Genomic DNA, 13,126 nt, shown 5'->3' with positions numbered 1-13,126 from the left:
ATTTATATATTTGCTGCGTAATAAAATGATTTAGATATGTCTGAAGTAGAATTTGGCACCGCAATACAGAACTATGAAAAGCCTTTGTTTGGCTTTGCCATGAAGCTCACTAAAGACGACAGTGATGCGAAGGATTTGATGCAGGAAACTTATGTGAAGGCTTACACCAATAAGGATAAGTTTCGTGAGGGTACTAATCTGAATGCCTGGTTATTTACCATCATGAAGAATTCATTCATCACACAGTACCAGAAAACCAAGCGTAGACAGACTTATGTGGACAATTCAGAAGATCTACATCTATTAAATACCATCACCTCAAGCAATGAAGGGGCAAGAAATCTAAGTTTGAATGAGTTGGAGTCACGCGTTGACAAACTGGATGAAAAGCACAAACATCCCTTTCTGATGTACATCAAAGGGTTTAAATATCAAGAAATAGCTGAGAAGCTAAACATTCCACTGGGCACAGTGAAAAACAGGATTCATGTTGCACGTTACGAACTGCAGGAATATGTGATGAGGGTTAGAGGCGACAGATTCCACATGAATTAAGATAGCTGTGTTTTAGATTTGGTTAGGACAGGCAATCATGGAAATGGTTGCCTTTTTTGTTGTTGACGTTACCAAGTCAATGATTAGACTCTGCAGAGGCATTCACCCAATAGATCAGTTCATTTCATTAAGCTCGCATAAGATTACGATCTTGTAGCTTGGCCAATTATCTTTTATACTCCTAGGGTTCTGCTTTTTCTATCACGGAAAATTTAAAGTTATCAATAAAGATTTCGACATCAAATTCGGTTGGGTTAGCCGTAGCACCGATTTGTAGTCTTTCATATAAAACCGGCTCTTGCAATTCAAAATTAATCCCAACTGTCGCTGCATCCTCCCTAAAAATGTCCGCATTCGGCATATTCATCCCATTAGCATGAATCGCCTCTTGTCCATTGATATGCAGTATATTTACTCCATCGTCGTTTGGCGAAAGTTTTAGTTCCCAAACAAGATTTACCCATTCATTTCGAGGAAAAACAACATTTGATTGCGTTAAAGTAGAACCCAATATCTTACCTCGTTCAATTGATAGAAAATCATTTCCTTTCATCATCAACCTTATGCCTGGACATTGATTATCGGGGACAGTGGGATCCCAACACGAACAACATTCCAAATCGATTAACAGCAGATTTTCAAGGTCGAATTCAGATGCAATGTAAAAATCTGCCTCTATTCTCACCGTTGAATTTTCAGATGCTTCAAATCCAAATTTTTCAATGCCCATTTTGGATAAAATGTCTTCAGTTGCTTCTGCAAATACTCGGAGTGAATGCTGTCCATCTGAGACGATGCTTTGATTAATTTCAATGAGATTCCTCTCACCTACTTGTTGAATGCTACTCCAACGATTACCATCGCTTGAGAATAATTGTTGTAAATCATTATTGGTAACCTCAAACCCATCTTCAAATTGAAAGATCAACTTATCCGGCACAGTTGAAGAATCATCAGAAGTGCACGAGCAAAGCGCTATTATCAATACAAATGCTAGCTTTTTCATACTTGACCAACCATTTAAATCCTTACCTATACCTACCAAAACGATCGAATGCCGAAAATCATATTAAGAGATCATAGATAAATTCAATCATACGCATAGATCATTTTTTCTGAAATAGGACGATCTTTAGCTCACTTCTTTCATGCTTTCACAATCGATATCTAACATCATTTTATTAGTTATTCATACCGATTAAAGTAATAGACATTCTTTTCGTCAGAGTTGCTTTCCAGAATGTCAGGTTTTCCATCTCCATTCAAGTCCGCACTTTGGATGTCATAGGTATTCCATTCCTTATCACTCAACTGGATACTTTCCCAAACTCCATTCTCTTTCCTGATAAATACACGATTGGGCTGCCCAGCATTTCCGATCAATATATCCTGGAATCCATCTCCATTTAAGTCCTCCGTATCTACAGCAAAAGATCGGTCTTCCTGGGGGTCAAAAACTTCCTTTCGAGTAAAGCTTAATTCCGGATCACCATAGTAGATGAGGTTTGTTGCCCGAATATTGGCGACTACCACATCCAAAAAACCATCTTTGTCCATATCGGTAACAGCCACCGAACGGGTATGATCATTCCCACTTCCATAGGGGATTCGCTCCGAGTAGTTCAGTTTCCCATCATTGAGATAAATGAAGTTTTGTTGCCCATCACGATTGGCCAGGACCAGGTCCTGATCTCCATCTTTATCCATATCCGCCACTTCCACATCGATCGTAGAATCCTCTGTTGACCCAAAACCAATAGTTTGCTCAAAATGGCCTTGACCATCATTAAGACAAATTTCATTTTCACGGCCTCTGTTGGTAATGAGGATATCCATGTCACCGTCTCCGTCTATATCAGCGGTCACGATATTTCGGGTCGGTGCATACGCTTGTCCGAAGGATGGTCCTCGCTGAAACCTCCCTGACCCATCATTCAAAAAGATGTAATTGGGTGCCATGTCATTCCCAACTGCAATGTCCAAATCTCCATCCCCATCAAAATCTGCCAGCTCGGTGGAGTAACTGGTCTCCTGCTCATCCCCCAGATTCCTGGAAACCGTGAAAACACCTCTCCCATTATTGATAAAAATACGATTTTGCCCGGGCCAGTGGCGGCCATTGGCTATAACAATATCCTGATCCCCATCCTGATCAATATCACCGATATCCGCAGAAGCTGTTCGCTCCATGTGGGTACCAAGAATCAATCGGCCATTGTTGAAAAAATAGTCAGATTGGGCGTAAACGTATAGGCAAATGAATAAGGCAGGTAAACAGCATATGGATTTTTTCGTAAACACAGGAATAAAGATAAGAATCATTCCCCTTTACCATCAAAGTAATTCAGCGCGGCTTTATCAACCTACTATATACAGCAAAAACGAATAAAATGGCTAACGTCCTAAGCTTCCACATACAACCTGGCACTGAATAGTAAAACAATTAATCTGAAAGATCAGCACCATCTCATCAAAACCTGATGTCAATATCAAAACGAACTCGCTGGCCGTTTTCGGTAAATTCACCCATCGGAACGAGTTGTCGAACCAGGTAGTATTTCGCTTTCAGCGTGATTTTATCCTGAATATTCGTACCCAAAGTCACTTCAATCCCTTCCAAATTAGTAAGTCTGCCGTCGGGTGAATCATAGGCCGAGTAGTCCCAACGAGCCCAGTCATTTTGTGCCATGAAATCCACGGCGGCATAACGCTGCAGATAGGCGTATGTGAGTTGAAATAACCAGTCTCCTTTTGACGAAAGTTGGCCATAACTCAAACTCATTGTGACTCCCTTGCCCTGATCTTGTAGCGCTGGTGGTATAGAGTCATTGGTCTGATAGTTCTCCAGATTGTAATACATGTCAGTGGCTAATTTGATCAGTGGGTCGTTCACCAATTTGACATACCCTCCAACGCTGAATATTGAATAATCAAGAAAAAAGGTTTCAGCACCATCAGGTATGTTTTGAATGTTACGGAAAAGGTAAAAAGTAGGCCAGATGGCCACCCTATCCTGAAAATATTGAGTCGCAACCTGAACGCCCTGGAAATAGGAGTCAGAATTAAAGGAACCACCGCGGGTATTGAGAATGAAGTGTCCTGCGTTGACCTGTAATAGGTCCATCCAATTCGCCCCAGGCCTGAAGGACTTGTTGATATGCACGCCTTCGGGAAATACATTGTCACTCCAAAAGAGTTCGTTTTGTTTCCTGAACGGAAAGGTGTTTTTACCTAGCCATATTTTAAAGGATTTCAGCTCAGTATGAAAAAAGGCCTTTTCCAAAGCGATGGGCAATGTGCCAAATTCTTTGAACCCATCGCCCAGGGTCAATTGTGGATCTTGCTGCTTTCTGGGATCACCCGTCCGTATCCTTAAGCCAACCCAGGTGTGAGAATCATGTCGGTATTCCAAACCAATTCTCGCCCGGCACCTTAATCTCGAACGGTTCCGTCTGTAGGTCCCATCTGACTTACGAGAATCCCAGTCCTCTTCAATACGAAATCTAAAATCGCTATTGAATTGGAACTTCTCTGGAATGGAATCCGATTGTGCCAAAACATTGCTCGAAATGAGCATCAAGCCAACTAGCAAATGGTATTGATTCAATGGTTGTAAGGTTCACTCTTATCGGTCGGAATTTAAAAAAAATGAGCTGAGCCGTATCTACGCATTGATATGACATAAATCATGCTTGATGGTGATAACGATCGTCATTGGAAAACTGACCTTACTGCAATTGCGGTAGCAATTAGATTCCTTCAATGTGGGTACTACCCTAACTCATTAGGTCGATAGGTTTACAGCACAATTAAAACCAATAGTAAACATGGCAGAAGCATCGACAAAATCATTGACCATTTCCGAAGAAGGCAACTATCCGGTAGTTCAAGAACTCAAAGACATTTTGGATAAGGACTCCACCATGAAAGCGGATCTTCTGCGATCATTGAAAAAGGCAGTCTCGAAAGCTAAAATGGACTTGAACCCTGAATTATTTAAGGCAGTCAATGCGCAATTTAATGAGCACGGATGGCCTACCACCATCGACGATTACTACGTGTACCTTAACATGTATGTAAAACTGACTCCAGATGAAAAAAGAAGTAAGGAGTATCCCGGCGGCTGGACCAGTGATGGTACGAAAAATGGCTATAATCAAAAGGTATATGACTTATTGTGTCAGTTCTACTGGTTAGTAGATCAGCCGTATAAGGGAAAAACCATGCAGGACAATCCCAAATTCTCCGATTGGCTGAAGAAATTTGCCCATGCCTGGGGCGAGTATTTGGATACGAAGGAATCTCTTACTCCTGAGACACTCGCCACATTTGCCAATGACAAAGTGGTGATTGACGGGGAAAAAGTATCGGTCTATAATTACCCTTTGTACAAAGACAATGAAAAGACCTGGACAACTTTCAACCAGTTTTTCTACCGGGAATTCAATCATGCAGCACCGGATACGGGGATTACGCCTCTACGGCCCATCGCTGAACCCAATAACAATCAAACCATCACGGCCCCTGCGGATTGTACGTTCAAGATGAATTATCACATCGATCAAGCAGGTAACGTACTTGATACTGAGAAAAATCCTGCTAATCCCAAACTCAAGCATACCCACACCATTGGTAACATCAACGATTTATTGGATGGAAGTGAATACGCTGAAGCATTTTATGGAGGAACTTTTATCCACTACTTTCTGAACCCATTCGACTATCACCGATTTCATACCCCTGTATTTGGAGAGGTAGTAGATTTTAAAGCCATTCAAACCAATGTTTTCCTGAATGTAGAACTGTCTAAAGACGGTCAATTCAATGCCCCCGATGGAGCTGAAAATGGCTATGAATTCAATCAGGCAAGGGGCTTAATCATGGTAGATGCACCCAATTTGGGAAAAGTAGCGGTACTTCCTATTGGTATGGCACAGGTTTCCGGCGTGCATATGGATACCGATCGCATCAAAAAAGGCGACATGGTGGTAAAAGGTCAGGAATTCGGAAAATTCAAATTCGGAGGATCCGACATCATCGTCTTGCTTCCTAAGGCACCAGACTTTTATCTGTTCAAGAAAGACCCGGGTCACAATGCAATTCACTTTCAATATGGCCAAACCATCGCCTATTGGAACGAGAAGAATGAACAATAACACCTGAGAGCAAGGGCGGATTGCTGATAGTCTGCCCTTTATTTTTCTCCTGACCAGATCAATGATCCAGCCTATCCAGTGTCAAAACCAACAGATTTTTTACAAACTCTTAGCTAAAGGAAATCTTCTTATCTGCTTTCAACACATCCAAACCAAGAAGTGAATTGCTCCGATTGTGCAACTCTTCACTGTAAAAAGGCCAAAACACCTCTTACAACTTCTTTTTTGTGGATAATATAAACATGAGGTACCTCGACGTAATCATTTGCCTTTATCGCTTCAATCACATAACTTTCTGAAAAACGATTGCTTAACAAAAGAGCCTGAAAGTTCGTTGGATAAACCGTCATGAATACCGTACTCATCGTTGACGACTCAATATACAGTCGATCTACGATCCGAAATGTTTTGAGTGGTGCTGGTTACACCATTATAGGTGAAGCCAATCAAGGAGAAACAGCCATAGACATGGCTTCGCAATTGATGCCCGATTTGATTACACTTGATAATGTTATGCCCGATATGATGGGTTTCGACGTACTCAAGGCTTTAAAAGCTTCAAAAGTCCGATCAAAAGTCATTTTTGTGAGTGCAGTAGGTCAACAAACAGTCATTAACAAAGCGTTGCAAATGGGTGCGGTAGACTATCTGGCCAAACCTTTCACCGATGAAAAATTGTTAGAAGTGGTAGACAGGCATATGAAAACTGCCAAAAAATAACGGTCATGATCACAAATGCCGCCAAAGAGAACTATTTCCAACTATTCCCGGAGGAGCTGCTTGCCAGTATCCTGGATGCTTTTGTGATCAACCAACCGATGATAGGAGAAGTTGGTGGCGATGGATTTTGGGTGCATCAGACTCCTGAACATCTATTCGTAATTGTGTTTGATTGTATGGGCCACGGTTATGGTGCCAGCATGATGACCCGTATATACACCCATGCATTAGAACACACGATCAACGAACTCGGACTGACTGATCCCAGTGAAATCCTTTCGGCCATCCACGAGCAGATAAAAGCGCAATTTCAAGAAAAACCGAAGCGATCCATTGGTTCCGGAGCAGATATGGGGGTCTTACGGATCAGTAAAACCAGTCGTTCATTGGTTTTTGCCGGTGCGAAAACGGACCTGATCTGCGTGACCAAAGGTAGTTGTGAAGTCTTGAAGGCCGACCGTTTGCAACTTGGCGAATTGTTCGATTATACCAGAAATTACACAAATCATTCACTCAACCTTGGAGAAACCGATTCGGTCAATATTTATATGTCCAGTGATGGGTTTGCGGATATGATCGGAGGCCCGGACTCCAAGAGATTTGGCAGTAAAAATGTCAAACAACTACTGGAAAAAATCGCATCTCTCCCAATGACATCTCAAAAAGAGGAGATCACCGGCACACTGAAGTCCTGGCTTGGTGACGATGAACCTGTGGATGACATGTTGGTTGTTGGGTTAAGGATTTGAAACCCTAGTCTTCCACTGAATTAAGTTTTACAAGTCAAGCTTTTCATACTGACCCTAAATCACAAGAAATGAGTTTGCCCATCAATGATTTGTAGCAGAACTTTAACCTGTGAAAAAGATTCTCATTCTATTTGCTCATCCTCGCTATGAGGCGTCACTTGCCAATCAAGCTTTAATCAACGGCATCTCATCATTGGAAGGTGTAACCCTACATGATCTGTATGAACAATATCCGGATTTCAATGTGAATGTCAGTTTTGAAAAAGAATTGTTGTTGCAACATGACATCATTATCTGGCAACACCCATTTTATTGGTACAGCTGTCCACCTTTGTTGAAACAATGGATAGATATGGTCTTGGAATTCGGATGGGCTTATGGTAGTGGAGGAAATGCACTGGAAGGAAAGCAAGTTTTTAATGCACTAACGACGGGTGGAACGCGAGATGTCTATTGCAAAGACGGGCGAAATCACTATACCATCAGAGAGTTTTTGAGGCCTTTTGAACAGACGGCAAGACTTTGCGGAATGGAGTATCTGCCACCATTTGCCATGATGGGCACACATCGACTTTCGAATGACATTCTAGAAAAAGATGTTCAGTTGTATCGAGGCTTACTTCAGTCTTTGATGAACCAGGCGGTTGTGGTACCCGACGGAGACAATTGCCAGTTTCTAAATGATCTACCCATCCTTCAAAATGATCAATCATGAGTGGTGATTTCTTATTTCAAGCAGTGATCTATCTATGCGCGGCAGTAGTCTGCGTACCTATTGCCAAAAAGTTTGGACTCAGTTCCGTACTTGGATATCTACTGGCCGGAATCATCATTGGACCCTACCTGCTGGGATTTATTGGAGAGGAAGGCGAAGACATCCTTCATTTCGCCGAGTTTGGTGTGGTGATGATGCTCTTCCTAATCGGTCTGGAAATCGAACCCAAAGCCTTTTGGAGTATGCGAAAAACCATTCTTGGGTTAGGAGGTGCTCAAGTAGCGATAACCGTTTTATTATGCTTTGGGCTATTAACCGGATTAGGCTATTCATGGCAATCTTCCTTAAGCATATCCATGGCTTTGGCCCTTTCCTCCACAGCCATTGTGCTGCAAACACTAAAAGAGAAGAACCTGATGGATACGGTTTACGGGGCATCTTCTTTTTCCATCTTACTTTTTCAAGACATCATCGTGATCCCCATGTTGGCGATAGTTCCTCTATTGGGTTCAGTTCACGATACAGTAACAAGTGATGGTCACGACAGTGGACATGTCTCGCTATTAAATGAATTACCCATTGGCCTGCAAACAGTTTTCGTTTTATTATCCGTGGTGTTGGTGGTATTGGCCGGAAGGTACTTGTTTGTGCCCGTCCTTCGGGTAGTGGCCAAAACCAGATTACGCGAACTCTTTTCTGCTTCCGCCTTGCTTATCGTCATGGCCATCGCTTATTTGATGGAGTTAGTGGGGCTAAGCCCGGCATTAGGTGCTTTTTTAGGAGGAGTGGTATTGGCAACCAGTGAGTTTAAACATGAATTGGAGAGTAATCTGGAACCTTTTAAAGGGCTCCTTTTAGGCTTGTTCTTCATCGCCGTAGGTGCTTCCATCAATTTCACCATGATCATCGACAACCCTACGGAAGTTACCCTGATGGTGTTGGGGGTGGTTTTTATCAAGGGAATCGTACTCTATCTGGTGGCCTCCATTTTCAAAATCCAGATCGATCAAAAACTCCTCATCGCCATTGGATTAGCTCAGGTGGGCGAGTTCGCTTTTGTATTATTGTCTTTTGCAAGCCAATTTGAGATTCTGTCTCAAAATCAATTGGATCTCTTTCTGGTAGTTACGGCTATTTCAATGACGCTGGCCCCTTTCTTATCTATCTTTAATGAGCGTTTCATTCTCCCTAAAATTGGAACTAAAGAGTCCGTGGACAAGCCCATGGATACCATCGATAAGCAACAAAAAGTGATCCTGGTAGGTTTTGGTCATTTTGGTAGTACCGTTGGAAGGTTCCTACGCGCCAACAGCGTGCATTGCACCATTTTGGATCATGATTCAAACCGGGTGGACCTACTGAGAAAGCTTGGATTCGAAGTGTACTACGGCGATGCCACACGCGAAGACTTGTTGGAATCGGCTGGTGCTCACGACGCTGATTTATTGATATCAGCTATTGATGACCCTGAGGCTACCCTAACGATGATAGAAATGTTGAAGCACAACTTTCCAAATCTGGAATTGATGGTACGTGCCAAGAGCAGAGTGGATGCCTATCAATTGCTCAACGCAGGCGTAAATCGCATCTATCGCGAATCTCTGGACACCTCCGTGCGATTGGGTGCCGATGCCTTGCAATTTCTGGGGCATCGTAAGTATACCGCACATCGTCAGGCTCAGAATTTCAAAAAATACGATGAGAATAGCTTAAGGAGGTTGGCCGACAAAGTACTTAACAGCGATGAATACATTTTCAAGGCCCGAGAAGAAATCGCACAACAAGAAGCATTGCTGCAAGAAGACCTCAAACGTGGCGAATTGGCTGATGTAGACACCTCCTGGGACAGTGAAACGTTGCGTGATAGTATCAAAAAAGGGGCAAAAATTTAAGTGAAATTTGTCGGAACAGACATTAGGTTAATGAAGCACAACATCCATATCATCCGATAATTTCGTCGGTTTAAACTTCCAAAATGAAGTCATTGAGGTTGGCACCCTGATCCAATCCTAGCTTTTTGCGAATTCTGTACCGACCCTTCTCAACACCACGTATGGAATTGTTCGTCAGGGTAGCGATTTCTTTGGAAGAAAGTTTCATCCGCACATAGGCACAAAGTTTCAGATCAGTAGAGGTCAGGTCCGGGTATCGTGCTTTGATCCTTTCAAGAAAATCCCCATGTACATTATTGAAATACACCTTGAAGTTGTCCCAGTCCTTGTCAAGGGTCAAATCTCCTTCAATATCCCGAATGAGCTTCTTCAACAAGGCCTGAGCGGAAGTATTGACTTTTTCAGATATAGAGGAGAGCTGGTTTCGAAGGTCTTTCAACAGGACATTTTTATGTGCAATTTGCATGGCATAGGAGGCTAATTCTGTATGTTGTTTTGCCATTTCGGCACGCAACTTTTCATTTTTCAGTTGGATCATCAACTTCTCATCCGCTTCTTTTTTTCGATTAAATTCATCTTGTTTTTTTTCCAGCAAAAGCTCTTTTTCTTGTCTCAACCTTATTTCTTGTTTGCTAAATTCCAACTTCACTTTTTTGACCACCAGAAATAAGCAAACCAGGATAAATACCGTATAAACGCCTTTTGCGATTGGGGAACGATACCAGGGTGTTAAGATGACGAAAGCGTATTGCGCTTCCTCACCAAATATTTCGTAAACAGATTTTGCCCTTACCCGAAACGTGTAATTCCCCGGTGGAATATTGGTGTATTCCTTCCGTGTTTTGCTACTCCAGGCAGACCAGGCCTGATCAAAGCCCTCCATATAATACTGGTACTGGGTTTCTTCCTGACCTTGAAAAATAGGCGTGACGTATTCAAAGGAAAGAGCATGCGTTTGGAAAGGAATTCTGGTGATTTCTTGTTCCGTGTGCACACCAGAGTCTGATGATGAAAGAATGTCCCCCCCGGCATATAACAAACTATCTCTTTCCCCAGTGACACTCCTCACCTCTCGGATCAGTGTTGTTACTGGAAAGGTAAGCTCATCACCAAAGCGCGGGTCATAATGTATAAAGCCTTTGGAAGTTCCGATAATGACATGATTGGAATCAATTTCCTGCGTGTGCTCAAATCCACCAATAAATCCTGCATCAGCCTTTTTGAAAAAAGTGTTTTTTGATGTGAAAGTACCATCATCATTCATGGACAATTTGTAATAACGGTCGTCCTGCAGATAGGTCAGGAAGCCATACTGATCCACTTTGAGCTGGGAAATCTGATGGTTCAATCCAATGACCTCATTCAAGGCAGCATCAGGGAAGAATGCTTCCTTCTTTTTATCCCATTTATAAATACCCTCGGTTGCTGAAAAGATTAATTCAGCTCCTAAATTGTAGAGGTACACATTGGATGGGTAACTGCTATCTTTAGCGTCATAAAATTTTAGGTTTTGAACCTGGGTCATATCATCATTCAAATCAAAATGATAGATGCCCTTGTAGGGGTGAGAAACCCAGAATGAACCATCAACATCCTGGGCCACGATTCTTGATGATTCATAGAAACCCTCTACCTGATTGACCAGGCACAGGCCATCTTGGCAAAGCTTATAGATAAGAAGACTATTATAAGTCCCCTGAATGTAAAACCCTGGCTTATTCTTGATCCGTACAAATTTCCAACCCCCTGGAAAATCGGAGATTTGTCTGGCTTCATCATCTTTAACAATGAAAGTCCCCTCATTATGCCCACAGATGAGATGCCCTCCTAGTGTATCAACATTCCAGACCTGGCCTTCGGTGTTCCTCACCATTTTAAAATCAGGACTCCTGCCATTCTTATCTTTTTTCAATGGCCAATCCTGATACATAAGGCCCCGGTTTGTGCCAATGTAAAGTTTACCATCGTACACTACTGAGGTGTAGACACTGGATTTCATCCCAAGGTTTTCGTGATAGACACTGATAGGAGAATTCAATTCTATGTATTCGATACCCAGATTAGTCCCTATCCAAAAATTACCATGGGCATCAAGAAATGAACAGAGGATCGTATTGTTGTTCAGTCCTATATCTTCATTGAGCAGCTGAACAATTGCGCCATGATGATCGATGATGATTAGGCCGTTTTGTACCGTTCCAAAGGCGTAATAATTTTCAGCAATTTGATAAGCATTGGAGACCTGATATTGTCTGATAAATTCAGCTCCCGGGACCTCCCACTTAGTCAGGTTTTCATCACTTAGCAAGAATAAATCACCTGCATGAGCAACCACCAACGAGGTGTCTTTACTAAACGGCATAATATATCGAACCTGGATTGGTCCTGAATTTCCAGAAAGATCCACTTCCGTAACAATGTTGCTCTGCCACTTCAATAGCCTGCCAGCTTTCTCCTGAAAATAGATTTGATCCTCGAGGTGAAACGATCCGGTTATGATCTCATCCGGTTCAATTCCACTGATTTTATCGTTATCAAGAATTAATAAGCTTCTAACTGTCTGAAATACGATCTGCTCTCCTACCTGATAGATCTTCCAAACATCGGCATAACCTTTCATTTGCTCCGGAACCTGATCAGCCAAAGAGTGATATGTCAACATACCCGTGACGTTTGGCAATAAATAACCGAACTCTTCAAACCCTCCCAAATAGATCTTGCCATCAGATGCAGCCAAAACTGACCTCACTACTGAATTATTCGGAAGTGTGAACCGATTCCAGTTCTTACCATCAAACTCAAGCAAGCCTCCACTTCCAGCAAAGTACATGACCCCTCTCCTGTCTTGTGCAATGTCCCAGGTTTGTGTGATTGGTTTAAAATCCTCCTGGCTGTAGCTGATAGTCGCTGGAACTGCTTCAATTTTAACCTGCGACATAGAATCTAACGACAGGTAAATTAAACACATGAGAAAGCATAAAGCGACGCGTATTTTGGATTGCTGCAAAAAGACGATCGCAACACAATTGGCATTATTCGACCAGCAATGAGGCGTAGACGTGATCATCGGCTTTTGCCTGGGGTAAGGTGTATGCATCTTATCTTCCAAAATACCATTTTTTCACCACTATTGATAACCGTTTGTCCGGCAAGATGGTAGCAGTCCTTGGTCGATCATGGTTTTATGTTATCTGTTTTTCAAGCTTGAAGCTGGTCACTGTATACTACGTGATCCGGGCTATAATAAGACTTAAGTGCTTTAATAAAGGAGTATCACAAAAAGGAGTATTTTAATCGGGGTGCTTCTCAAAAAGTAGTAGTTGTGTCGGGGCAAAAAGC

General features: G+C 42.3%; 10 protein-coding genes. 6 read left to right on the top strand and 4 right to left on the bottom strand.

Annotated elements, in window-relative coordinates:
• The first annotated feature begins 36 nt into the window (after positions 1–36).
• A complete protein-coding gene (locus R8G66_34345) occupies positions 37–555 on the top strand; it encodes an RNA polymerase sigma factor (GenBank protein ID MDW3197497.1) in 519 nt (172 codons plus the stop codon).
• Between the two features lie 181 nt (positions 556–736).
• Here R8G66_34345 and R8G66_34340 read toward each other — a convergent pair whose 3' ends face one another.
• From R8G66_34340 to R8G66_34330, 3 genes are all read right to left on the bottom strand, one after another.
• On the bottom strand, positions 737–1,561 hold the full coding sequence (locus tag R8G66_34340; GenBank protein ID MDW3197496.1) for a hypothetical protein: 825 nt from the start codon (positions 1,559–1,561) through the stop codon (positions 737–739).
• Positions 1,562–1,740: 179 nt separating this feature from the next.
• The gene (locus R8G66_34335; GenBank protein MDW3197495.1) at positions 1,741–2,745 is read right to left on the bottom strand and encodes a VCBS repeat-containing protein; all 1,005 of its coding nucleotides are present in this window, start codon (positions 2,743–2,745) and stop codon (positions 1,741–1,743) included.
• Between the two features lie 280 nt (positions 2,746–3,025).
• Positions 3,026–4,162: a putative porin gene (locus tag R8G66_34330; GenBank protein ID MDW3197494.1), complete on the bottom strand. Its 1,137-nt coding sequence runs from the start codon at positions 4,160–4,162 to the stop codon at positions 3,026–3,028.
• 220 nt (positions 4,163–4,382) lie between these two features.
• On the opposite strand from R8G66_34330, the gene R8G66_34325 reads away from it, so the two are divergent.
• From R8G66_34325 to R8G66_34305, 5 genes are all read left to right on the top strand, one after another.
• Positions 4,383–5,711, top strand: coding sequence for a phosphatidylserine decarboxylase (locus R8G66_34325; GenBank protein ID MDW3197493.1), 1,329 nt, complete (start codon positions 4,383–4,385; stop codon positions 5,709–5,711).
• Positions 5,712–6,059: 348 nt separating this feature from the next.
• The gene (locus R8G66_34320; protein ID MDW3197492.1) at positions 6,060–6,431 is read left to right on the top strand and encodes a response regulator; all 372 of its coding nucleotides are present in this window, start codon (positions 6,060–6,062) and stop codon (positions 6,429–6,431) included.
• 5 nt (positions 6,432–6,436) lie between these two features.
• Entirely contained in the window at positions 6,437–7,180 is a 744-nt protein-coding gene (locus tag R8G66_34315; GenBank protein MDW3197491.1) for a SpoIIE family protein phosphatase, read from the top strand.
• 109 nt (positions 7,181–7,289) lie between these two features.
• Positions 7,290–7,895 carry an NAD(P)H-dependent oxidoreductase gene (locus R8G66_34310; protein ID MDW3197490.1) on the top strand — a complete coding sequence of 202 codons (606 nt, stop codon included), beginning with the start codon at positions 7,290–7,292 and terminating at the stop codon, positions 7,893–7,895.
• Complete coding sequence (locus R8G66_34305) at positions 7,892–9,787, top strand: monovalent cation:proton antiporter-2 (CPA2) family protein (protein MDW3197489.1); 1,896 nt, start codon at positions 7,892–7,894, stop codon at positions 9,785–9,787. The genes R8G66_34310 and R8G66_34305 overlap by 4 nt, the downstream gene beginning before the upstream one ends.
• A gap of 70 nt (positions 9,788–9,857) precedes the next feature.
• Here the strand turns inward: R8G66_34305 and R8G66_34300 are convergent, their stop codons facing one another.
• Complete coding sequence (locus tag R8G66_34300) at positions 9,858–12,725, bottom strand: triple tyrosine motif-containing protein (GenBank protein ID MDW3197488.1); 2,868 nt, start codon at positions 12,723–12,725, stop codon at positions 9,858–9,860.
• Positions 12,726–13,126: the final 401 nt, after the last annotated feature.

The organism is Cytophagales bacterium (genome assembly GCA_033344775.1).
GTDB lineage: Bacteria > Bacteroidota > Bacteroidia > Cytophagales > Cyclobacteriaceae > JAWPMT01.
Note: the sequence above shows the minus strand (reverse complement) of the source record. Positions and strands in the feature narration are given on the sequence as shown.

Bases quoted from the DNA above. Each gene is read 5' to 3' on its own strand.
- R8G66_34300 (MDW3197488.1), bottom strand. From the start codon at position 12,725: ATGTCGCAGGTTAAAATTGAAGCAGTTCCAGCGACTATCAGCTACAGC.
- R8G66_34305 (MDW3197489.1), top strand. From the start codon at position 7,892: ATGAGTGGTGATTTCTTATTTCAAGCAGTGATCTATCTATGCGCGGCA.
- R8G66_34320 (MDW3197492.1), top strand. From the start codon at position 6,060: ATGAATACCGTACTCATCGTTGACGACTCAATATACAGTCGATCTACG.
- R8G66_34340 (MDW3197496.1), bottom strand. From the start codon at position 1,561: ATGAAAAAGCTAGCATTTGTATTGATAATAGCGCTTTGCTCGTGCACT.
- R8G66_34345 (MDW3197497.1), top strand. From the start codon at position 37: ATGTCTGAAGTAGAATTTGGCACCGCAATACAGAACTATGAAAAGCCT.
- R8G66_34335 (MDW3197495.1), bottom strand. From the start codon at position 2,745: ATGGAGCGAACAGCTTCTGCGGATATCGGTGATATTGATCAGGATGGG.
- R8G66_34315 (MDW3197491.1), top strand. From the start codon at position 6,437: ATGATCACAAATGCCGCCAAAGAGAACTATTTCCAACTATTCCCGGAG.
- R8G66_34325 (MDW3197493.1), top strand. From the start codon at position 4,383: ATGGCAGAAGCATCGACAAAATCATTGACCATTTCCGAAGAAGGCAAC.